The 24,227-nt window shown below is 36.8% G+C and carries 21 protein-coding genes and 1 pseudogene; 19 read left to right on the top strand and 3 right to left on the bottom strand.

Annotation, left to right across the window (positions count from 1 at the left end; all coding sequences use genetic code 11):
• Positions 1 to 7 precede the first annotated feature (7 nt).
• Positions 8 to 2,512 (bottom strand): DUF5686 and carboxypeptidase-like regulatory domain-containing protein, encoded by a 2,505-nt coding sequence (locus ABD792_RS18420; protein WP_345007924.1) that lies wholly within the window; start codon positions 2,510 to 2,512, stop codon positions 8 to 10.
• Between the two features lie 62 nt (positions 2,513 to 2,574).
• Positions 2,575 to 3,552 (bottom strand): pyruvate dehydrogenase complex E1 component subunit beta, encoded by a 978-nt coding sequence (locus tag ABD792_RS18415; protein WP_345007922.1) that lies wholly within the window; start codon positions 3,550 to 3,552, stop codon positions 2,575 to 2,577.
• Between the two features lie 204 nt (positions 3,553 to 3,756).
• On the opposite strand from ABD792_RS18415, the gene ABD792_RS18410 reads away from it, so the two are divergent.
• The 5 genes from ABD792_RS18410 to ABD792_RS18390 all read left to right on the top strand — a co-directional run bounded on the left by ABD792_RS18410 (position 3,757) and on the right by ABD792_RS18390 (position 8,959).
• On the top strand, positions 3,757 to 4,503 hold the full coding sequence (locus tag ABD792_RS18410; protein ID WP_345007920.1) for an electron transfer flavoprotein subunit beta/FixA family protein: 747 nt from the start codon (positions 3,757 to 3,759) through the stop codon (positions 4,501 to 4,503).
• Between the two features lie 50 nt (positions 4,504 to 4,553).
• On the top strand, positions 4,554 to 5,513 hold the full coding sequence (locus tag ABD792_RS18405; protein ID WP_345007919.1) for an electron transfer flavoprotein subunit alpha/FixB family protein: 960 nt from the start codon (positions 4,554 to 4,556) through the stop codon (positions 5,511 to 5,513).
• 121 nt (positions 5,514 to 5,634) lie between these two features.
• Positions 5,635 to 6,255 (top strand): bifunctional nuclease family protein, encoded by a 621-nt coding sequence (locus tag ABD792_RS18400; RefSeq protein ID WP_345007917.1) that lies wholly within the window; start codon positions 5,635 to 5,637, stop codon positions 6,253 to 6,255.
• 7 nt (positions 6,256 to 6,262) lie between these two features.
• Positions 6,263 to 8,005 (top strand): NupC/NupG family nucleoside CNT transporter, encoded by a 1,743-nt coding sequence (locus ABD792_RS18395; protein WP_345007915.1) that lies wholly within the window; start codon positions 6,263 to 6,265, stop codon positions 8,003 to 8,005.
• A gap of 129 nt (positions 8,006 to 8,134) precedes the next feature.
• Positions 8,135 to 8,959: a thymidylate synthase gene (locus tag ABD792_RS18390; protein ID WP_345007913.1), complete on the top strand. Its 825-nt coding sequence runs from the start codon at positions 8,135 to 8,137 to the stop codon at positions 8,957 to 8,959.
• Positions 8,960 to 9,013: 54 nt separating this feature from the next.
• On the opposite strand, the gene ABD792_RS18385 is transcribed toward ABD792_RS18390, so the two are convergent.
• Positions 9,014 to 9,310: an isoamylase early set domain-containing protein gene (locus tag ABD792_RS18385; protein WP_345007911.1), complete on the bottom strand. Its 297-nt coding sequence runs from the start codon at positions 9,308 to 9,310 to the stop codon at positions 9,014 to 9,016.
• A gap of 281 nt (positions 9,311 to 9,591) precedes the next feature.
• Between ABD792_RS18385 and ABD792_RS18380 the strand changes: the two genes are divergently transcribed.
• The 14 genes and pseudogenes from ABD792_RS18380 to lspA all read left to right on the top strand — a co-directional run bounded on the left by ABD792_RS18380 (position 9,592) and on the right by lspA (position 24,139).
• The gene (locus ABD792_RS18380) at positions 9,592 to 10,494 is read left to right on the top strand and encodes a dihydrofolate reductase (RefSeq protein ID WP_345007910.1); all 903 of its coding nucleotides are present in this window, start codon (positions 9,592 to 9,594) and stop codon (positions 10,492 to 10,494) included.
• 219 nt (positions 10,495 to 10,713) lie between these two features.
• Positions 10,714 to 11,448 carry a DUF7003 family protein gene (locus tag ABD792_RS18375; RefSeq protein WP_345007909.1) on the top strand — a complete coding sequence of 245 codons (735 nt, stop codon included), beginning with the start codon at positions 10,714 to 10,716 and terminating at the stop codon, positions 11,446 to 11,448.
• Positions 11,445 to 12,533 (top strand): serine hydrolase domain-containing protein, encoded by a 1,089-nt coding sequence (locus ABD792_RS18370; RefSeq protein WP_345007907.1) that lies wholly within the window; start codon positions 11,445 to 11,447, stop codon positions 12,531 to 12,533. Before ABD792_RS18375 ends, ABD792_RS18370 begins: the two co-directional genes overlap by 4 nt.
• Before the next feature lie 358 nt (positions 12,534 to 12,891).
• Positions 12,892 to 13,569 (top strand): annotated as a pseudogene (locus ABD792_RS19225) (DUF6904 family protein).
• A 500-nt stretch (positions 13,570 to 14,069) separates the two neighbouring features.
• A complete protein-coding gene (locus ABD792_RS18355; protein ID WP_345007901.1) occupies positions 14,070 to 14,666 on the top strand; it encodes a class I SAM-dependent methyltransferase in 597 nt (198 codons plus the stop codon).
• 108 nt (positions 14,667 to 14,774) lie between these two features.
• Positions 14,775 to 15,392, top strand: a complete 618-nt coding sequence (locus ABD792_RS18350; protein ID WP_345007900.1) for a class I SAM-dependent methyltransferase — start codon at positions 14,775 to 14,777, stop codon at positions 15,390 to 15,392.
• A gap of 364 nt (positions 15,393 to 15,756) precedes the next feature.
• Positions 15,757 to 16,752 carry a helix-turn-helix domain-containing protein gene (locus ABD792_RS18345; RefSeq protein WP_345007899.1) on the top strand — a complete coding sequence of 332 codons (996 nt, stop codon included), beginning with the start codon at positions 15,757 to 15,759 and terminating at the stop codon, positions 16,750 to 16,752.
• A 64-nt stretch (positions 16,753 to 16,816) separates the two neighbouring features.
• Positions 16,817 to 17,653, top strand: coding sequence for a CPBP family glutamic-type intramembrane protease (locus tag ABD792_RS18340; RefSeq protein ID WP_345007897.1), 837 nt, complete (start codon positions 16,817 to 16,819; stop codon positions 17,651 to 17,653).
• 418 nt (positions 17,654 to 18,071) lie between these two features.
• A complete protein-coding gene (locus ABD792_RS18335; RefSeq protein WP_345007895.1) occupies positions 18,072 to 18,545 on the top strand; it encodes a nuclear transport factor 2 family protein in 474 nt (157 codons plus the stop codon).
• Positions 18,546 to 18,622: 77 nt separating this feature from the next.
• Positions 18,623 to 20,098: a sulfatase family protein gene (locus tag ABD792_RS18330; protein WP_345007893.1), complete on the top strand. Its 1,476-nt coding sequence runs from the start codon at positions 18,623 to 18,625 to the stop codon at positions 20,096 to 20,098.
• Between the two features lie 101 nt (positions 20,099 to 20,199).
• Positions 20,200 to 21,021 (top strand): formylglycine-generating enzyme family protein, encoded by an 822-nt coding sequence (locus ABD792_RS18325; protein WP_345007891.1) that lies wholly within the window; start codon positions 20,200 to 20,202, stop codon positions 21,019 to 21,021.
• A gap of 75 nt (positions 21,022 to 21,096) precedes the next feature.
• Positions 21,097 to 22,653 (top strand): NAD(P)/FAD-dependent oxidoreductase, encoded by a 1,557-nt coding sequence (locus ABD792_RS18320; protein ID WP_345007888.1) that lies wholly within the window; start codon positions 21,097 to 21,099, stop codon positions 22,651 to 22,653.
• 106 nt (positions 22,654 to 22,759) lie between these two features.
• Positions 22,760 to 23,653 carry an ACP S-malonyltransferase gene (fabD, locus tag ABD792_RS18315; RefSeq protein ID WP_345007886.1) on the top strand — a complete coding sequence of 298 codons (894 nt, stop codon included), beginning with the start codon at positions 22,760 to 22,762 and terminating at the stop codon, positions 23,651 to 23,653.
• Positions 23,654 to 24,139 (top strand): signal peptidase II, encoded by a 486-nt coding sequence (gene lspA, locus ABD792_RS18310; protein WP_345007884.1) that lies wholly within the window; start codon positions 23,654 to 23,656, stop codon positions 24,137 to 24,139.
• Positions 24,140 to 24,227: the final 88 nt, after the last annotated feature.

Here is a 24,227-nt window from a genome sequence, read left to right as displayed (position 1 = left end):
TCTTATGTTAAAAATAGAACCCAAAGCTTCCCGTAATACCAAATTTTCTAGCATCGGGATTTAAAACCTCATCTTTATAGTTCCCCCTAAAATTAAAGTCCAAACGAAATACCTTAAAAATATTACCAATCCCTAAACTGTATTCGTAATAAGGTTTATCGTTTGGTGCGATTAAAGGAATTGTATTCGGATTGTCCGTTTTATTTAAATCGATATTCTTCTGCGAAATATCGCCCCAAACACCTCTTACACTAACTATTTCCCTAAGGTTGAACTTTCTCAAGAAAGGTATTCTGGAAAATAATCGTCCATTAAAATTATGTTCTAAATGAAACGAGGCATAGGTATCGCTTACAAACTCATAGAAGTCTAACTGCGAAAAGGTATTATAAATAGAAAAATACGTTTGGTTTCCGGGAATAACGCTTAATAATCCCAAAGGCACTTCACCAAATGTCTTGCCGGTCTCTACTGTAGTATACAACCGCCCAAAACCTCCAACTTGCCAAGGTTGCGTATACGAAAACTGGAGCTTTGTATAGTTAAAATCGCTATTAAACAAACCTTTATCACCTCGGCCAACTTGTGCAAAAAGACGTGCAAAATCGTCGTTTGCCTCGTAACGCTCAACTCCAAAACCAGTCATCTTTCGCTTTGGGAAATAGAACAAGGACAACGTAGACTCATATTGTTTTATCTCTGAAGCTATGCCAGTATCAGTATTATAATCCAAACTAAAAGTGGAGGATGCTGACTCTAAGGTTCTGTAATTGCCCCCCAATCTTAAAATAAAATTTCGCCAAGGCTCGGCTTCAATAGCAAAACTGGTTAAATTTATAGACGTTAGTTTATCGTTAGCACCAGTACCTACAACTGACGACGATGCCAAGCTACGTCCTAGAACATCGGTAGAGGTTGTTAAACTGGCTCCTATTTGTTCCACATCACGTCGGTTACCTCCCGATATTATAAGGCGGCTCTTTTTATCCAGCAACCATTTCCCAGAAATACCGTACTTAAATTTATCATCCTTGAATCCGTAAGCCAAAAAGCCTTCCAAACGCCACAAATCATTACGTCCAAAATAAGTACGTCCACCAGTGCGTAAGCGTAATCCCTCTACCTCATTAAATCCAAAGGTCGAAAAAACAGGCCCGTAATCTAAAGGCAAGCTGTTAAACTCTACATATCCCGACGCGAGAATACTCCCTAAATTATAAAGCCGTTTAAATTTTTTGACCGTTTTTAAAGTATCCAGCATCTTATAGATACCCAATTCGTCTTTATTTAATGCTTCTAAACGGTTTTCATTCCAAAAGGCATCATCCCTATCAAATGCATCTTCATTATAGTTATACACTTCGGCCTCATAAAACTTCTTGCCCTTTACCCTATCGAATTCATAATTATGGTATAACGTGGTGCGTTTACCATAAACTCCACGTGATTCCTCCTTCTTTTTAAAAGCAAAATCCGACATCATATAGTCACGCTTTACCAAAAACAACGAATCGTTTAAAACCTCAAACTCCTGCTCTATATAAATATCCTTCACCCAGTTAATATTGGCACTTTTAGAAGCCCTTAGATTTATTTCTTTAATAGCATACGTTGAATCGGCCACCCAAAAATCCCCTTTAAAAGTCAATTCGTTTTTACGCCTTGGGTAGTAAATAATATTGTAGCACCATTTATTATCTATATAAGCACTATCGGTAAGTACATAGTTATAGGTGTTAATCCCGGTTCTAGACAAAGGACTCACAAAGCTCTTATCAAAGAACTTTAAATAATTATCGTAAACATTAAAATCGGAGTACAGGTCGTCCACAAAATCAATGATTACCTGATTATCACTAAATCCTGAATTCTTGTTTCCCTTTAAAACTTCCTTTTTTTTATCAATGGTGTTGTCTCCATAAACCCTAGAAACAGATTCGTTTATAAAAATAGGCAAATAGGTTTTCCCTGTCACCCTAGAAGTATCGACCTTATCGAATACAAATTCCATACCTCGAAACAGCTTACTCTTAATAAGTGCACTATCTATGGTATTTATATCGAACTCTACTTTTTCGTATTTATCGTACTCGTATTGCTTATGGAGGTTTAAACCATTTTTACGTTTATGTTCCCATATTTTTCGCAACAAATCGATTGCAGGATTGTTCTTTTTGGATTGTTTTCCTGAAATAATAACAACCGCGTCGAGTTCGGAGGCTGTTTCAGAAAGAACAATCTTCATATTATAGGTCACTTTTTTATCCAACGGAACGTTTAAAGTCTCAAAGCCCAAAAAAGAAACAGTAATTGCAGACCAAGTGTCACCAGATTCCAAATAAAATGTACCATTTTCGTCTGTAATGGTACCTTGTGTTGAACCTTTAAAAATAACATTGGCAAACGAAACAGGATTGTCATTCTCGTCAAATACTCGTCCACTCACCTTAGTTTGGGTCATAACCAAGAGAGGGGCTAAGAAAAAAAATATACTAAGTAGTCTTATGTTCATAATACAAAAAACTTCATCAACAAAACTGTTGATGAAGTTTATATAACGTAAAAAGTTGATTTTTATTTATACAAAACTTTTTTTACAGCCTTAATAACATCGTTACTGTTTGGCAACCATTCTTCCAATAACACAGGTGAATAAGGAGCTGGCGTATCTGCTGTATTAATTTTTATAATAGGAGCATCCAAATAATCGAAAGCCTCATTTTGCACCACATACGTTATCTCGGAAGCAACGTTAGCAAATGGCCAAGCTTCTTCCAAAATAACCAGTCTGTTGGTTTTCTTAACAGATTCTAAAATAGCTTGCTTGTCCATTGGCCTAACAGTACGCAAATCGATAATTTCACAAGAAATACCTTCTTTTGCCAATGCATCTGCCGCTTTGTGAGCTTCTTTAATTATTTTACCAAACGATACAATAGTAACATCATTACCTTCTCTCTTAATATCAGCAACACCCAAAGGAATAACATACTCACCCTCTGGCACTTCACCCTTATCACCGTACATTTGCTCACTCTCCATAAAAATTACAGGATCGTCATCTCGAATCGCAGCTTTTAATAGACCTTTAGCATCGTAAGGTGTTGATGGCACGACCACTTTTAAGCCTGGAGTATTTGCAAACCAATTTTCAAAAGCCTGCGAATGCGTAGCTCCCAATTGTCCTGCAGATGCCGTAGGACCTCTAAAAACAATTGGACACTTAAATTGCCCACCAGACATTTGTCGTATTTTGGCAGCATTGTTAATAATTTGATCAATTCCAACCAGAGAAAAGTTAAACGTCATATACTCTACTATCGGACGGTTACCGGTCATAGTCGATCCTACAGCAATACCAGCAAACCCTAACTCTGCAATAGGCGTATCGATAACACGCTTAGGCCCAAATTCGTCTAACATCCCTTTTGAAGCCTTATAAGCCCCATTATATTCGGCTACTTCCTCACCCATTAAATAAACGCTCTCATCACGACGCATTTCTTCACTCATGGCTTCACAAACAGCCTCTCTAAATTGAATTGTCTTCATTATTATCTTTTGTCTTCCATAAAGGAAGAACTTTTTAAGTTTATATTGAATCTATTTTTCACTCGAACTGCAAAAATAACAATAAATGAATAATCCTTTTGTATGAATTATTTAAAATTTATTATGCATGCATAATAAATTTTTGAAATAAAATAATTAACTTCGTGGCTTCAATAATCTTATAGCAAATTAATACCAAATATTATGAAAATATTAGTGTGCATTAGTCATGTTCCTGATACGACATCCAAGATTAATTTCACCGATGACAACTCGAAGTTCGACACCAATGGCGTGCAATTTGTAATTAATCCAAATGACGAATTTGGGTTAACCCGTGCCATGTGGTTTAAAGAGCAGCAAGGTGCTAATGTAACCGTTGTAAATGTTGGCGGTCCAGAAACCGAGCCCACATTACGTAAAGCTTTGGCTATAGGTGCCGATGCCGCTATACGTGTAAATATGGATGCTACCGATGGCTTTTCAGTAGCAAAACAATTAGCCAATGTCGTTAAAGAGGGTGGCTACGATCTGGTCATTGCAGGTCGTGAGTCAATCGATTATAACGGCGGTATGGTTCCAGGGATGGTTGCTGGCTTAACCGATGCCAATTTTGTAAACAAATGTATTGGTCTAACCGTGGAAGGCTCATCGGTTACTGCCGTAAGAGAAATAGATGGTGGAAAGGAAACTGTTTCGACAACACTCCCTTTGGTTATTGGCGGACAAAAAGGTTTGGTAGAAGAAAGTGATTTGCGTATCCCCAATATGCGCGGGATTATGATGGCTCGAAAAAAGCCTTTAACTGTTATAGAAGCTAACGATACAACACCTGAAACAACCTCGGTTAAATTTGAAAAACCAGCACCGAAGGGCGCTGTCAAATTAGTATCGCCGGATAATTTAGACGAATTAATAGATTTACTTCACAACGAAGCCAAAGTAATTTAACAATCAAACACCAAAATTGGTATTTGAGATTTATATTTTAGAAAAATATTATGTCAGTTTTAGTATATACAGAATCAGAACAAGGAGCCTTTAAAAAGATAGCTTTAGAAGTTGCTTCGTATGCCAAAGCAGTTGCCAACCAGTTAGGTACAACAGTAACGGCCGTAACCATAAATACCGAAAACACCTCTTCGCTGTCTAATTATGGTGTAGATAAGGTCTTAAAAGTATCGAATGACCAATTAGCCGATTTTAATGCCAAAGGCTATGCAGCCGTTATTAAGCAAGCTGCCGAAAAGGAAGCTGCCAAAGTCATTATTGTTAGTTCCAGTGCCAACAGTAAATATTTAGCACCCTTGCTGGCCATTGATCTAAATGCAGGGTATGCTACCAACGTTATAGAAGCACCAGAAAGCATAAACCCATTTACCGTAAAACGTAATGCTTTTACCAATAAAGCTTTTGAACTGCTACAAATAAACACGGATGTTAAAATTGTAAGCATTTCAAATAATTCATTTGGATTGGTAGAGAGTAGCGTTCAAACTACAACAGAAGACTTTTCGCCTTCAATTCCCGATTTAGGCGTTAAGGTAGCATCGGTCGATAAGGCCAGCGATAAAGTAAGCATTGCTGATGCCGAGATCGTAGTATCTGGAGGCCGCGGGCTTAAAGGTCCTGAAAATTGGGGTATGGTAGAGGAACTAGCCGATGTTTTGGGAGCCGCAACAGCGTGCTCGAAACCTGTTTCCGATTTGGGATGGAGACCACACGCCGAGCATGTTGGTCAAACGGGTAAACCTGTTGCTTCTAATTTATATATTGCCATTGGCATTTCGGGGGCCATTCAACATCTTGCAGGCATTAATGCTTCGAAAGTAAAAGTAGTTATAAATAACGACGCCGATGCTCCTTTCTTTAAGGCGGCCGACTATGGTGTTGTGGGCGATGCCTTTGAAGTTGTGCCACAATTAATCGAAAAATTAAAAGCATTTAAAGCCCAACAATAAATTATTTTTTGCTACATTGTAGTAACAATAAGGCTGTTTAAATTGGTTCGTTACCTTACAATCTATTTGCTAGTATTTGGTAAAGTCCTAATTTAAACAGTTCTTTGCGTTTTTATAAATTATGAGCTTAGTAAGATTAAATATAAAGGGAATATCCTATAGCCAAACCCAAAACGGGGCTTATGCACTAATATTAAATGAGGTTGATGGCGAGCGTAAATTGCCTATTGTAATTGGTGCTTTCGAAGCACAATCTATTGCCATTGCACTTGAAAAAGAAATTCGCCCCCCTAGGCCCTTAACTCACGATTTATTTAAAAATTTTGCCGATCGTTTCGATATTGTGGTCAAGCAAGTTATTATTCACAAATTAGTCGATGGCGTTTTTTATTCCAGCTTGATATGTGAGCGCGATAAAATTGAAGAGATCATTGATGCCAGAACCAGTGATGCCATTGCTTTAGCCCTTCGTTTTCAAGCTCCTATCTTTACTTATAAAAACATTTTGGACAAAGCTGGTATTTATTTAAAGGTGAGCCCGAAAAAGGATGAAGAAAATGAAAGTGAAGACACTGTTTTAATGGATGACACCCTTGCGAGTGAACTTGAATCCAGTTCACCTCGCGAAAACTACCAATCGAAATCGATTGAAGAACTCCATAAACTTCTAAACGAAGCCGTAGCTAACGAAGATTACGAAACGGCTGCCCATATTCGCGACGAAATATCCAAACGCAAATAAAAAGCCCATGAAGCAGTTTTTATTAGCAATACTAACTGTTTTATTTGGATTTACTTTTTGTTTAGCTCAGGATATAGAAAGAACATGGTTACTGGATCGTATTGAGAACCAAGAACAGACACGTTTTTTTAATGCTGAGATTGGAGACACCTTAACTTTGAACCAAGGTGTATTTCATTGCGCCACGGTGTCACAAAACATAATTGCCTCGGGCAATTATCTACACCAAAACAAGTTGCTTCTGTTATATGTTACCACTCCTTATGATAGCGTTCGCAACTTCAGCATTTCTAAACTAACCGACACCGAGCTTATTTTAACAGCAAAACACACTTCATACAACTTTAAAGCAACTCCTACCCAAACACTTCCTTCCGCTACAACAAAAGCAATAATAGCCAGTCAGGGCATGTCATTTCAAAGCATCTGGCGGGGCATATTAGGTATGGGCGTTTTAATTTTAATTGCTTTCACATTTAGCAGTAATCGAAATGCCATTAACTGGAAATTGGTTGGTATTGGATTGCTTTTTCAGCTACTAATTGCTATTGGAGTACTAAAGATTAAGCTTGTAAAATTTATGTTCGAACTTGTTGGAAAGTTATTTGTAAGTATTTTGGATTTCACACAGGCTGGCAGTAAATTCCTTTTTGAAGGTCTCGTGGTCGACATGGATACCTTTGGTTTTATTTTTGCCTTTCAGGTTCTGCCAACCATTATTTTCTTTTCGGCACTAACCTCTGTCCTTTTCTATTTAGGTATCATACAAAAAATAGTAAAAGGCCTTGCTTGGTTGTTAAGCAAAACACTAAAAATATCTGGTGCCGAAAGCTTGAGTGTTGCTGGTAATATTTTTTTAGGTCAAACCGAGGCGCCTTTATTAATCAAGGCCTATTTGGAAAAAATGAACAAGTCAGAAATATTACTTGTTATGATTGGTGGCATGGCAACGGTAGCTGGTGCGGTATTGGCTGCCTATATTGGTTTTTTGGGAGGGGAAGATGAGGCCTTACGATTATTTTATGCCAAACACCTCTTAGCTGCATCTGTCATGGCCGCTCCTGGCGCTATTGTCGTCTCAAAAATATTGTATCCCCAAACAAGTGCTATAAGTACAGACGTGTATATTTCCCAAGATAAAATTGGAGCCAACCTATTGGATGCCATTGCAAACGGCACTACCGAAGGATTACGACTGGCTGTTAACGTTGGCGCCATGTTGTTGGTATTCATTGCCTTTATAGCCATGTTCAATGGTATTTTGGGAACTGCTGCCGACTTTAATGGCATTACCATTAGCTCGCTCCATATCGATTGGCATTTCATATCGCTTAATCAACTTATAGCCAACAACACAACATACGACGGTTTGTCCCTGGAATTTATCCTTGGCTACTGCTTTGCACCTTTAATGTGGCTCATAGGCGTTGCCAAAGAAGACATGACCTTAATGGGACAATTGCTTGGCATTAAACTGGCGGCAAGCGAATTTATAGGCTATATACAATTAAGAGATTTAAAAAATGTTGCCAACAGTATTCATTTAAATTACGAAAAATCCATTATCATGGCTACTTACATGCTGTGCGGATTTGCCAACTTTGCCTCTATAGGCATTCAAATAGGCGGTATAGGTTCACTGGCTCCGGGGCAGCGTAAAACCCTATCTCAATTTGGCATGAAAGCACTCATAGGAGGCTCTATTGCGTCCTTGATTTCTGCTACCATAGCAGGTATGATTATAGGTTAGGGCAACACCTAAAACCTTACCCACACGCCCATTACATATGGTTAATAACTTTTTTACAGAAAAGCAGCTACCCTATGTATTTGGGTGCAAGCTTTTATATATTTGTATCATTGAAGAAAAGCAGATAACATGAAGCAATATCACGACCTTGTAAAGCATGTTTTAGAGAATGGCAACCTAAAAGAGGATCGTACGGGAACCGGCACCAAAAGTGTTTTTGGCTACCAGATGCGTTTCGATTTAAGCGAAGGGTTTCCTATGGTGACTACAAAGAAGTTGCATTTAAAATCGATTGTATATGAGTTGCTTTGGTTTTTAAAGGGCGACACCAACATTAACTACTTAACCGAAAACGGGGTACGTATCTGGAACGAATGGGCAGACGAAAACGGAAATTTGGGACCTGTTTACGGACACCAATGGCGTAACTGGAACAGCGATGAGATCGACCAGATTAAAGACGTAATCCAAACCCTTAAGCACAACCCCGATAGCAGACGTATGCTGGTATCGGCTTGGAATCCTTCGGTTTTGCCAGATACTTCCATATCCTTTAGTGAAAATGTAGCCAATGGTAAAGCGGCCTTACCGCCATGCCATGCTTTTTTCCAGTTTTATGTAGCCAATGGCAAACTATCGTGTCAGCTTTACCAACGTAGTGCCGATATCTTTTTGGGTGTACCGTTTAATATAGCGTCTTATGCATTGCTTACCATGATGGTGGCTCAGGTTTGTGGTTACGAGGCTGGTGACTTTATACACACCTTTGGAGATGCCCATATTTACAGCAACCACTTCGAACAATTAGAGTTACAACTGTCCAGAGAACTACGTCCTCTACCAAAAATGCTCTTAAATCCCAATATCGATAACATTTTTGATTTTACCTTCGAGGATTTTACTTTGGTCGATTATGATCCCCATCCGCATATTAAAGGTTCGGTAGCGATATAAAAAAAGCGCTTTCTTAACTTAAGGAAGCGCTTATCTTTTTTTAGTAAACTAAATTTATACGTTCACTACGCTATTCTCTGCTGCAGCATAATCGTTCCATGCATAAGCATCGGCTGCATCGTCATTAATATAAGCGCCATCTACAACGTATTTAAACTCATAAGAAGCATCCTTATCTAAGTTTACTGTACCTTTAAACGTACCATTTTTTAACTTTTTAAGCGGTGCCGCTTCTGTATCCCATTCGTTAAAATTTCCTACTACAGATACTTCATTTGCATCCTCTGCTAGGATAGAAAAAGTAACTTTACATACGGGCTTACTCTTTAAGTATTGTTTTGCTATTGCCATAATAAATAAGTGTGTTGTTTGGCACAAAATTAAGGAACAATCGTCTAATAATCAGCATTTAATTCACTTTACCCAAAAGAATTATCAATTTAATAATAAGGCTTAACATTAATTTAAAGTACATAATATTCCCATATAAAAATTATGGGATCAGCAAATCAATTGAACTAATTTTCTTTCATCAACTAGTTTATATATACGCCTTTCCATTGTTCTTAAGAACGATTTTTAACACAATCATATCATTAAAAAGCATTAACTTTACCCATTATTATATTGATATGTTTGGAAAGAAAAGATCGACACCGCAAATAGACAAAGAACAACTGGCACTTATTGAAACGGCACAGCGCCGCATTAAACAAAAAAAGCGCCTATACATTCATTTTGTTCTGTTTTTAATTGGATCCCTCTTTTTAATTGGCATGAATACCATACTGGGCATAGGCAAGGATCTTACCTTTTTTGAAAAAGAATGGTTTGTATTTGCCATTATTATATGGTTATTTATCCTGTTGTACCACACATTTAATGTTTTTATCACGCATAAGTTTATGGGCAAAGCCTGGGAACAGGCGCAATTGGAAAAGCTGGTAAGCCTGCAACAGGAGCGCATAGCCCAACTTAAGGCTAACGTTGCAAACGACGCCATGCCCGAAAAAGAAGCAAACCCAAAAGCTCCCCTTAAAAAAGGCACAGAGCTTACTATTATTGTTGCAGCTGCCGAAAATAATGCCATTGGTAAGGATAATAAGTTAATATGGCATTTAAGCGACGACCTAAAACACTTTAAAAACCTAACAAACGGTCACCATATTATTATGGGGCGCAAAACCTTTGAGAGTTTTCCCAAACCACTTCCCAACCGTACCCATGTGGTTATTACCAGACAAAGCAACTACACGGTTCCCGACGGGGTGATTGTGGTTAACAACCTGGAGGATGCTATTGATGCCTCTAAAGACGACAACCAACCATTTATAATAGGAGGAGGCGAAATTTACAAACAAGCCATGCACATAGCCGATAAAATTGAGCTAACGCGCGTTCATGCCAACTTCGAGGCCGATACGTTCTTCCCCGAAATAGACACAACGGTATGGAAAGAAACCGCTAACACCTTTTGCGAGAAAGATGACAAGAACGATCATGATTACTCGTTCTTAACTTACGAACGGAAGTAATATAATACTACCTCCCTCCTTCTCTCAAATACGACATAAGCCCTTAGTGAGTATATGTATTCCCGTAACAGTACACCGTTTGCCACATTATATTTGGACAATAGCACCACACTTTAACTGACATAATAAGCCCCATAGAGATGTTAAACAAAAAGAATTATATTTGAAAGAAAATAAATGCAATAATATGCGTTTATTGAATAGTTAGCAAACACACCTATGAGCATCTTCGGGTTTAAGAAAAAACAAGAATATTCAGCAAAGGAAATATTAAAACAACTCGACAAGTGTGCAGGGGAATTTACGTTCCCTATGCTTGACAATGGGTATGTTTATCCCATTCACTCTAAATTAAGTGCTTATCGTGATGAAAAACGTTGGGCTATAATAATCGAAGTAATCGGATTCAATTATCGTAGCGGAGGACACAACGGAATTTCTAATTGCTTGCACATTTTTGGAAATTGCATAAAAACTGAGCCTGGAACCGATAATGCAAATTTTTTATATATAACAGATGATAGCACTGATGACTTGACTTTTGACGAAGAATATTTAGAAAGTTTAAACCCACGAGCAAAAACAATGATGTTGCGCGAAAAAGAGATTGACATAAATCACAATAGAGATTTTTACCTTAAAAAGGGAATTAAACTGGAAGACGACGACAAAATTTTCGTTTGGGAATTTATGAGAGGTTTAGAACCTGAATACAACATGGAATTTGAGGCTACCGAAGAAGAAATCAAACAAAGAATTCCATATGACTTGCCAAAGATTATGGAATTGAATGAATGGCATCATCCTGATTGTGCTGATTCGGAACTTCCGAGCAAAAATGAAACATTTAAACAAATAGCAAAAGTCTTGGAAACAGGAAGAACGGAATTTTACAAACCGACCAATAAGCCTAATAATCATTGGAAAAACTGGCCAGATGGTGGAACATTATGAAAAACATAGCGCGATCTGCAATTTTAATACTACTTATAAGTACTGTTAGCCATGGACAAAATCCTTACACATATTCGCAACCAAAGCAACTAGGAGACGGATGGCAAACAAACCATTTAAAATCAAAGGGTATTGATTCAACCTTGATTTACAAACTTTTCGACCAAATCAATGGTACCGATCATAACTTACATAGCGTTGTGTTAGTTAAAAATAATCAATTGGTTCTAGAAGAATATTTTAACGATCATGAGGCCGATCAACCTCATGACCTTCGTTCAGCATCGAAAAGCATTAGATCTATCTTATTAGGAATAGCCATTGACAACGGATTTATTTACAATATAAATGACCCCATAGCTAAATACCTTAAAATTCCTGTACCCCAAAAACATCTGGATGTAAGAAAGGAAGAAATTACGATTAAACATCTTTTGACGATGTCGAGCGGACTAGATTGTAATGATTGGGATAATAAATCAAAAGGTCAAGAAGACAAAGTTTACAAGAAAAAAGATTGGCTGCAATATACGCTTGATCTACCTATGGTCAATACGCCTGGAGAAGTGTCACATTACTGTTCGATGGGAGTAGTCCTAGTGGCCGAAATTATCAGCCGAACGTCGGGAATGTCAATAAATGAATTTGCTGACAAATACTTGTTCAAACCTTTAGGGATTAACAATTTGAAGTGGGGGCACACCGCAAACAAAGAAGTTATTGCTTCAGCAAAAAGGTTATATATGACCTCTAGGGATATGGCTAAAATAGGGCAATTAGTCTTAAACAAAGGAAAATGGAATGGAGAACAAATTGTATCTAAAAAATGGATTGAAGAGTCTACAACACCAAAAACGAAGATTACTGGTATTGACTATTGCTATCTGTGGTGGAACATTCCTTTTAACATAGACAAAAGAACAATCATTTCTAAAACAGCAACTGGAAATGGAGGACAATACATAATGATAATTCCTGATTTGGAACTAGTTGCAGTATTTACGGGAGGCGCATATAATTCTCAAAAAGATAAATTAGCATTCACGATAATGAAAGATATCATTTTACCATCGATCGAACATTAAAAACAATTAAAGAGTAACTCGGCTAATCATTGCACAACCCCATAATTTTATAAAGCAGGGCATAAAATATTCCTTTTTAGGGTGTTGTCATTTTAAATGCTACCAACAATCTGGACTAACTATATTGTACTTAACTAAAAACTATTAAATAATTTCTCTTGGCATTGTTTTTTTGACTTAGCCCTTAAAAACAAGAAGTTTCGTGCAATTTTTAAAATTTTAAACTATATTTGAAAGGTTGTCCAACAGGTACAAAATGTATAGTAGCATAGCTACCCTACCGGATAGCTACTACGCCATACATGGAACGTTGTAGCGTATTCGACCAAACCGAAAACTTATTAAAAATGACAAAATTATGTTCTATTTAGTACCTACAAAAAACGGAATTGGAATTGAAATTTGGGGTACTTATGACGACATTCGTAGAGTTCATTCTGTCGTCCAAAATTTTTGGGGAAATGAAAAGAATGATAATATAAAAAATTCAGAAAACCGAGATAAAGCTTTAAGCGGATTTTCAAGAGAATTGAGAAAAGCTCACGAGGGAAGTCGACTTAAACGAAAGCGTAGCCATTTCTCATTCGAAGAAATTGAGCATTTTGGCTGTAAAATTTCTTGGGTTCATATAATATTTTCGTTATCAGCATTAAGATATAATATGCGATATTCTGAAACCAATAAATTATAACTTTCTATTATAATGCAATTTGAATATTGGCTTGAGAAATCTGCAATTGCTTATGACGAAAAAAGCGGAATGAATTTGGAACCGTTTTTTAACGGAGCAATTAACGGCGGAAATGAATATATCTATCAATTGTTGATGTCAATAGATACCGACTATTTAAGACTAAATGGCGGAAAAAGAGCTTTCAGAAAACTTCCAGAATTATTGAAAAGAGGAGTAACATTTACAGCCGAATATCAAGATTACGAGAAATTTTTAAAATCAGAAGCCAAAAGACTAAATTGTGAAATATCCCAACTCGAAATTAATGATAAGGATATTGACTATAAAAATTTAAAATGGTAAAAAAACGACACTAAACGGACAGGATTGAATACATCAGATTTTTTTAAAATAAAGACTAATTATTTTGGTATTGTAATTAGATCCGTTCTATTTTTTGGGATTCTATTACTTCTAATTTTAATTGAGATATTTGCTTTTTTCCTATTATATGGTTCGGGAGCTAGTTCAAGTAGAATTGCAGAAATATGGTATGTTGACTTAATTTTAAATTATTTACCTATTTTACTTGTTGGTGGGTTTTTAGTTTATAAAATAATAATCGAATATAGAAAACAAGAATGTGTAAAGTTCAAAACAAATCTGATTACACTTTTGATTTTGGTTTTTCTATTCTCAATCAGAAATCAACTCGATCAACTGATTTTTTGAAAATAAAAACTTGTGGCAAGTCGTGTTTAGTTCATTACTTCGTTTTATTTACTAATTTAGTGTAAAGTCTAATCTTTAACTTGTATAAAATATGTTCCTTAGAGAACATTTAAATGTAGCCTTCCCTAAAAATGAAAGCAATTATTAAAGCTGATACTATCGATAAATATTTGCGCTCTATTCGTTTCCAAATTGTAGAACTCATTGACCCCAATACCACACTAATAGAATTAGGGTGCGGAAACGGAGATTTACTTTTTAAACTTGCTGGCAAATTAAAACTTGGAGTTGGTATCGATAAATCGGAACAACTAATTACATACGCTTCAAACCGAGTAAAAAAAGAACAGGTTAAAAATCTTGAATTCAGACTAATGGATCTACTAAAAGATTCATATTCAGAACCCAACATGGACTATTCTGTCGCTAGTCTTCTATTACACATTCTGCCTTTGGAAAAGTCTATAGAGTTAATAAAAAAACTATTGGCCTCATCTAACACAACCATTATTTGTGGATTCTGTGAACCAAAAAACATAAGACAGAAAATGCTTTTGTGGTTAGACCAAAGATTTACAAGTCATTATTCTAATTTCCGGGACTACAAAAGAAATGGATTCACGGAAGGGTTATTAAATTCAATCGAAAAAATAAAATATGACAGAATCGACACTTTCGACCCTGTAATTAAGATTTATAAAATAACTAAATCCAACAAAGATGTGTAAAATTAATTGCTTAGTTCTTGTTTACTCTTTTTTCAGTAAGTTAGTTACTTTATCCCGCAACTACTCTTAAAAGAGCAGTTAGGCACAAACTAAAAAAACAAAAACAGAATGAATTTAAACAGAAAGAAACATTGGGAAACAGTCTATAAAACCAAAAACCCAGAACAAGTAAGTTGGACTCAAGAAACACCTAAAACTTCACTTGAATTCATACACTCATTCGGACTTGACAAAACTGCTAAAATTATTGACATTGGGGGCGGAGACAGCAAACTTGTAGATTGCTTAATTGATGAAGGATATGAAAATATTACTGTACTTGACATTTCTGCTAAATCACTTGAAAAAGCGAAAAAACGACTAGGAAACAAAGCAGATAAAGTAAATTGGATTGTAAGTGATATTTCAGAATTTAAGCCTAAAATGACTTATGATGTTTGGCACGACAGAGCTACTTTTCATTTTCTTACTACAAATAACGAGATAAAGAAATATGTCGATACCGCAAGAAAATATGTGAATGGATTTTTAACAATCGGGGCTTTTTCTGAAAATGGACCTAAAAAATGTAGCGGACTTGATATTAAACAATATAGTGAACATGAGTTAACATCAGAACTGGAAAATAGTTTTGTAAAAATTAAATGTGTAACCGAAGATCACATTACACCATTTGACACAAAACAGAACTTTTTATTTTGCAGCTTCAAAAAACAATTGAATTAAATAAAGCTAAAGGTTAGCACCATGTAAGTGCATAGTTCATTGCCTCTGAGTTTTTAATCGGAATTTATTACAATTTGCTATCTTTAAGTTAAGACAGAAAACCACCCACAAAACGTTATAATCATTTTGTAAAAAATTCCAAATAAGAAAAAGACAAGTTTTTGGATAAAAAATTTTTAAATACTTTATTAGCTATAAAAATATTCTTTTGAAAGAACTCTCTTCATTTTTAATATATTCTGGAATTAGCACAAACCTTTTTCTAATACTATTACTTAGTCGTATTTGGAAAAAACAAAAGGCAAATAAAATTCTAGTTTTCACTCTTTTGAGTTTTTTAATCTTGTTTCTTACCTATGCATCTTTGTATTTGAAACTGAATATTTTAGCCACCATAATATCACCCATTGGGATTATTATTCCTTTTGCTTTAGGGCCTTTGATTTTCCATTATATAAAAACTATCTATACCTCTAAGATTGACTCACAAAAATTTATAAGAGGACTGCTCCCCTCTTTTATTGCCTTTTTTGCTTACAGTATCCCTCAATACTATTTGGGACTGCCTATAGATGGCAAAACAGTTATTTTTCAAGCCATTTTACTCGTAATTCCCTTTCTAGGTATTTTGTACTTGGCCTATTATCTTTTTCTAAGTAACAAGTTACTAAAACACTATAAAAGGTTGGTAAAAAACAATTATGCTACTTTAAACACGTTAGATTTAAAATGGCTCGCTATCTGGATTCGAGGATTTATCCTGTTTTTGATTATAGATATAATAAGCGGGCTGCTAATTGTTGCCTATCCTATTCATTCTATCCTAATATATATAAACCTCTTTTATTTAGTACTGCTCATTTGGTATATAGGTTATTACGGAATCAATCAAGTACAAGTTTTCTTGGTTAATGATATTTCCCCTGAAGCAATTAAAAAGGAAATCTCCCATGAAAAGAAAATCAAATCCAAACCCTTTTACGATTGTGAATCGGAAGAATTTATGGAGCTCAAAATTCATTTAGAAAACGTATTTACAGAACAAAAGCTTTTCAAAAGACAGCATCTTTCTTTAAGAGAAACGGCAAATATTCTAGATGTCTCAGATAAGAAATTATCTCACCTACTCAACATTTGTTTAGATTCAAATTTTTACGAATACGTCAATAAACACCGCATAAACTATTTTACAAAGCAACTAAAAGAAGGAGCTGCTAAAAACTTAACTTTGCTCGCTATAGCTTTCGATTCGGGATTCAATTCCAAAGCTACTTTCAATCGCGTTTTTAAACAACAAGTCGGTATGACTCCTATAGCATTTAAAAAATTATCCGATAAAGAGTCTCAAAGTTTCCAATGAGTCGATTGATACCTTGTTTATCCATTCATTTGCCAAACATTTAATTAGATAAACAATAATCTTAATGAGCACACACACTAGTAAACAGCTTCACTCTCCAAACCCTACCCTTCAGTTTCAAAAAGCAAAAAAATATATCCTGTTAGTTCTGGGTATCTCCTGGATTTTTGGTTTCATAAGCATCGGACTTTTTAATTTCTCAGAAGCCGTTGAAAGATCAATTATTATGTTGGTATACGCTTTTATCCCAGCGATCTTAGCTTTCATTCTCAACAAAAAAGAAGGCGGCACCTGGAAAGACTTGAAATTTTTCAAACCGTCATTTAAAGGAGCTTTGGGAGCATTTATCATTCCTATTCTCTATTTTGGATTCATAATCAGCACACAAATACTCTTAGATGTGAGAACAGTACCAGATTGGTCTAAGATAGGCTCTCCATTTAAAGTAGCTGTTCTGCTCGCACTAGGTTACCCTGTCACTACACTACTCATATTGGGGGAAGAAATAGGTTGGAGAGGTTACTTGCAAGAAAAAATGATTGATGGCTTCGGAGCCATTAAAGGGATACTCTTTCTAGGCTTGGTATGGGGCATTTGGCATATGCCCATAGCATTGCAAGGTTACAATTTCCCCAATCATCCATTTATAGAAACCTTCATAACCTATCCGCTGGTTGGCATGGCTCTTTCCCTCATTATCGCTTATCTTGGTTTTAATAGCTATTCAATTTTCATAGGAGCCTTACTGCATGGCAGCAATAATCATTTTGGAAGTATATTACTCACTATAACTGAGACTCAAAATGAGTTTGTTCATAGTATGGTATTCAATACATTTTATATGGTAATCATACTAATTTTTGGATACTTATATTGGAAAAAAACAAAATCAATTAATTGATATATCAAGTAACTATGAATTTCGCCCGCTCCACAACAGTACTCTATTCAATTGAGGCAGCTATAAAATTTATAGCAAAATAAGTCAGAAGAATATACCCAAAGTTATACCTGATATTACTGTACACCAGACTTTAATCCTTTTAATGTTTAAAAACAATGCATCCATGACTTGTATCATATGAATAAAAACTATATAACAAAAACCATAAGCACTCGAATAGTTTTTACAAATAGTACCCTTTTGCCTTACATAATTACAAACAAGAATATTCGCCCTCCATTTTTAAATCAAGATTTTGGCAAGAAATAGGTAAATTTACTTCTAGAAATATGTACCAACACCCTATGAGTTACTAAACATTTGTTAAGACAAAAGTTAAGCATCAATATAATTCACAAAACTAAGACTGTTTAAAATGAGAAAAACGATCCAAACCTTACTAATCACTTTGTTTATAACATTAACTACAGGATGCAAAACAAAAAACAAGGCAAATCCTATTTTAGTTACCGAAGACGATAAAAAAGCTCTTAGGTATTTAAAAGAGCACGAATGGCCTAAAGCCTATGCAGAGCAAGACACATTACTTTTAGACAGAATTTTAGGAGATGATTTCAAGATGATAGACAATCTAGGAAATTGGTACAGCAAAAAAGATGAATTAGCTTGGTTAAAGAAAAATGCCATTCAAAATGATTCATTCAATTATGAAATCAAGAGATTCGAAATTTTAGACAATGGCACTGCAATTATTTGTGGGACAGGTCATATCCTAAAAGATTCAATAAAATCTATTTACCAATCAAGCAATGTACTTGTAAAAAGAGAAGGAAAATGGAAGGCTGTCCTATCCCATGTTTCAGGATTTAAAAATATTGAAGAAAAATAAATACAGTCACGACACATACATAAAACCTTATAGTGCATATCGATTAAACCTGGATACAATTAAATAATTAATAATATATGAACAAAACATTACTAACATGTTTGCTTTTAAGCATAGCATTATATACTGCCGTCGGACAAACGAACCAAAAAGAACGTCCCAACATTGTTTTTTGCCTTGCCGACGATTGGGGATGGCCACATGCAGGAGTCTATGGAGACAGCATTATAAAAACACCCAACTTTGACAGAATCGCCAATGAAGGTGTACTGTTCAATAACGCTTACGTTTCAAGTCCATCCTGCACCCCTAGCAGAAACGTATTCATTACCGGAAAATACCATTGGGAACTTGAATCCGGAGCCAACCTCTGGAGTACCCTTCCAGAAAAGCATCAAAGTTTTATACACCTATTAGCCAATAATGGTTACGCAACAGGAAGGACAACAGCAAAGACATGGGGACCCGGTAATTTAGACAATTGGATAGCCTATCACGGCTCCCACCCCTCTAACAAAGCATACCAAACATTCGAGGCATTTCTTAACGCAAATAATAACGAAACCCCGTTTTTTTTCTGGCTAGGAACTTCAGACCCACACCGTCCGTACAAAAAAGGAACAGGTAAACAAAGTGGTATCGACATAAAGAAAGTACACCGCTTTAAGCATTTTCCAGAATCCGATACCATACGAAACGACATCGCCGATTATTATTACGAAGTGCAGCGATGGGACAGCCTGGTAGGCACGGTCATTTCACAACTAGAAAAACACGGCTTGCTGGAAAACACTATTATTATCATGACCGGCGATCATGGTATGCCATTCCCTCGCTGTAAAAGCAATCTTTACGATTCTGGCGTTCGCGTTCCCTTTGCCGTTCGCTGGGGTAAACAAATAACACCCCTTCGCAAAGTAAACGACTTTATTTCTTTCGCAGACATTGCCCCCACACTACTTGAAATAACAGAAATAAGCGTTCCAGATGCTATGACCGGAAGCAGTTTTGCCAACATCCTAAAATCTAACAAATCGGGTATCATCGATACCAAAAACCGTTCAGATATTGTATTTGGAAAAGAACGTCATGTACCCGCACAAGAAAAACCCAATATGGGTGGATACCCATCCCGTGGATACAGAAACGAAGCCTTTTTGTATATACGCAATTACAAATCCAATCTTTGGCCTGCTGGTACTGGCAATATAGGAACCACAAACTATCCCAATCAATGGTATGCCGATTGCGACCCAGGGCCAACCAAAGATTATATCATAGAAAATAAAGATGAAGATGCAGACCATCTTAGGGCATACCAACTTTGTTTTGGAAAAAGACCAGAAGAAGAACTCTACGATCTAAAAAACGACCCAGACCAATTAATCAATATAGCAGAAGATCCCGCATATATTCACGTCTTAAAGAATTTAAGAAACAAGCTTCAAAATAAATTGACAAGCCTTAACGACCCACGAGCAAAAAATCCCGATTTTGATGGATTTGACCAATACCCCTATACAGGAGGTGGAGGTGGCAAAAAAAATCATTAACAAAAAAATAGAATACAATTACCTATACATTTAAAAAAAGGATTGCCATACCCAGGCACTAGATCACAAACAATAGACCCTAGTCATAAAAACGTTGAAAATTGAGAAATAAAACAAACAAGTACACCTCCCTTACCCCCTTCTTTTTTTTATGGTCAATAGGCTTTTTAACGCTACAAAGCTGTCCCACAAAAAAAGAAAAGGTACAGCGGGCTACAGAGCACCATACTAAAAAAGAAAGCACAAGATTCAAAAAATCCGGTTTAGACATGATACATATTACCGGGGGCAATTATACAATGGGAGGTATGGATAATGTTGATGACGGTGGCGATCCAGAGCTTAGGATAGCAGATGAGTGCCCGCATTCCGTATCTGTAAAAGATTTTTATATTGGCAAATATGAAGTAACCCAGGCAGATTGGTTTAAAATAATGGGAACAAGACCCAGCAAGTTTGCCAATTGTGATGAGTGCCCAGTAGAACAAGTATCTTGGGACGACATACAAAACTTCATCGCAGCAATCAATCTAAAATATGGAGAAACGTACAGGCTACCAACAGAAGAAGAATGGGAATTCGCCTCAAGAGGAGGCGAAAAAAGTTTTGGCTACACATATGCTGGAAGCAACAATCCCAATGAAGTTGCCTGGTTTGAAGAAAACTCAGATAGCAGACCACACCCCGTTGGACAATTAAAACCCAACGAACTGGGACTTTACGATATGAGTGGCAACATATGGGAATGGGTTAGTAACAATAAAACACCATACCCTTGCGATAAGTTGGGAAACATACTAGATTCAAAAGTTTTAAGAGGAGGCTCCTTTAGCCACCGAAAGGGCAGTATTAGAACAAAAGATAGAAACGCAAGAGCCTCTTCCATGCGCCTACCAACACTTGGATTTCGCTTAGCGAAATAACATCAAAATTATCATCCCCAAATACTTCAAAAAATCTTTTTCAGTGCCTGTCGCTATTTTCCCTAATTTTGCATCATGGTAAAAGAACTTCAGCTTCGCTTAACGCTTAAAGAAGAAGCGCTTAGCGACATATTGCTAATAAAATCAGCAAGCTTTTTAGGTATAGACAAAAACGACATTAGCGGGGTAAAAGTACTTCGTAAATCTATCGATGCGAGAAAACCTAAAATTATAATCAACTATAAAGTAGCAGTCTACATTAAAGAACCCCTTCCAAAAACATCACAATACCAATTTAATTACAAAGACGTTTCCAAAAGCAAACCCATTCACATCATTGGTTTTGGACCAGCTGGTATGTATGCAGCCTTACGTTGTATAGAACTTGGTTTCAAGCCCATTGTTCTCGAACGAGGCAAGAATGTTCGGGACCGAAGACGCGATTTAAGAGCCATCAATCAAGAACATTTTGTAAACGAAGATTCCAACTATTGCTTTGGCGAAGGCGGCGCAGGCACCTATAGCGATGGCAAGCTATATACCAGAAGCCTAAAACGCGGTGATGTACGACGTATTTTTGAAAATCTCGTATTTCACGGCGCTACCGAACAAATACTAATAGATGCCCACCCACACATAGGCACTAACAAACTACCCAAAGTAGTACAAAACATAAGAGAAACCATCTTAAAGTACGGTGGTGAAATTCATTTTGAAACCCGTGTCGTTAATTTTACCATAAAAAACAACAGCATTCAATCCATACACTTACAAAACGGTGATGAGATGGCCGCGAATCGCGTTATTCTCGCTACCGGTCATTCGGCTCGTGATATCTTTTACTTACTGGCAAAAAAACAAATAGCCCTAGAAGCCAAATCCTTTGCTATGGGCGTTCGGGTAGAACACCCCCAACACATCATCGATAGTATCCAATACCATTGCAATGGCGAACGCGATCCTTTATTACCAGCAGCCTCATATAGTTTAGTCCAGCAAATAAACCACAGGGGTGTTTACTCGTTTTGTATGTGTCCGGGTGGTTTTATCGTACCCGCAGCTACCAATAACGGCGAAGTTGTTGTTAACGGCATGTCGCCTTCCAAACGTAACAACCTATTTGCAAATTCCGGCATTGTGGTTGAAATTAACGCCAATACCGACTTACATAAATACGAACGATTTGGGGCACTAAAAGGTTTAGAATACCAGAAAAATTTAGAAAAACTAGCCTTTACAGCTGGGGGACGCAGTCAAGTAGCCCCTGCACAACGCCTTACCGATTTTGTTGAAGGCCATTTATCCCCTCAATTAAACCCATGCTCCTATCAGCCAGGTTTAAAATCGGCCCCCTTACATTCTTTACTTCCCAAACTAATAGGAAGCAGATTACGTAAAGGCTTTCAAGCTTTCGGTCAAAAAATGAAAGGATATTACACAGAAGAAGCTAATATTGTTGGCGTAGAATCCAGAACCTCATCGCCCGTTTGTATCCCTAGAAATGAGCAACTAGAACACCCAGAAGTAAAAGGACTGTTTCCCTGTGGCGAAGGCGGTGGTTATGCAGGAGGCATAGTATCGGCTGCTATGGATGGCGAACGTTGTGCCGAAGCAGCAATTGTGGGACTATAAACTCCAAATACATGCCGTTTACATTACATAATCTAACATCTAGTAACAAAGCAGTCTAACATCTTTAAAAATATTCCTATTTTTGCACCGCATAAAATAAACAACTATGAACGCATATATATTTCCCGGTCAAGGAGCACAATTCACAGGAATGGGCTTAGACCTATACGAGCAATCGCCATTAGCGCAAGAACTATTTGAACAAGCCAATGGCATTCTGGGATTCAATATCACAGACATTATGTTCGAAGGCTCTGCCGAAGCACTTAAAGAAACCAAAGTAACCCAACCCGCTATCTTTTTACATTCGGTTATTTTAGCGAAAACGTTGGGCGATGCTTTTAAACCCGACATGGTTGCCGGACATTCACTAGGAGAGTTTTCTGCATTGGTAGCCAATGGCACTTTAAACTTTAAAGACGGTTTAAAACTCGTATCACAACGTGCTTTGGCCATGCAAAAAGCTTGCGAATTACAACCAAGTACGATGGCTGCTGTTCTAGGTTTAGACGATGCTGTGGTAGAAACTATTTGTAAAGCTACCGAAGGCGTGGTAGTCGCGGCCAATTACAACTGTCCCGGACAACTCGTTATATCTGGAGAAATCGACGCCATTAACACAGCATGCGAAGCACTAAAAGAAGCTGGTGCACGCCGCGCGTTGGTATTACCTGTTGGGGGTGCCTTCCACTCTCCTTTAATGGAACCTGCCCGTGAAGAATTAGCTGCAGCTATAGAAAACACAACATTTAACAAACCCAATTGTCCAATCTATCAAAATGTAACTGCAAATGCAGTAACAGACGAAACTGCAATTAAATCCAATTTAATTTCACAGTTAACAGCACCAGTGCGTTGGACGCAATCCGTTCAGCAAATGATCGCCGACGGCGCTTCTTTATTTACCGAAGTAGGACCAGGTAAAGTACTCCAAGGCTTGGTAAAAAAGATAGATAGAGCATCAGAGGTTACCTCTGCAACCTTTGAAAGCTCCTTATAGATGAAGTTATCAAAACGCACTCTATATATTGCCTTAGTAATTTTTATAACGATAGCCATAGATCAAATCTCCAAGGTTATCGTTAGGATTTATGTACCTTCTTCGCAAAGGTCTCAAATTATTGGTGATTATTTCACCCTACATAACGTAGAAAACACAGGTGCTTTTTTAGGTATGGGCAGCGATTTTAACCCTACCCTCAGACTTATATTATTACTTATACTACCTATAATTGTACTTGGCCTTGTACTACGCCATATCCTTAAGGACAAGTCTTTGGACAAACTATCCCTTTTTGCTTTTGCCAGTATTATTGGTGGTGGTATTGCCAATGTATACGACCGTATTGTTTATGGTTCGGTAACCGACTTTTTTCACATTGATTTAGGAGGTATTTTTAGAACCGGCATTTTTAACATGGCCGATCTTTCGGTTACAACGGGCATGATTATTTTGGTATTTGTCAGTTTTAAAAAGAAAAAGTAGCTTAAAATATTTGAAGTTAAAAAGGCCTGAAAAGTGATTTATTTTGTCATTCAGAGCGGAGCGAAGAATCTTAATACATTAAAAACAA

The sequence above is a fragment of the Snuella lapsa genome (assembly GCF_039539345.1).
Lineage (GTDB): Bacteria > Bacteroidota > Bacteroidia > Flavobacteriales > Flavobacteriaceae > Snuella > Snuella lapsa.
The sequence above is the reverse complement of the archived record's forward strand: the minus strand, read 5'-3'. Positions and strand labels throughout refer to the sequence as shown.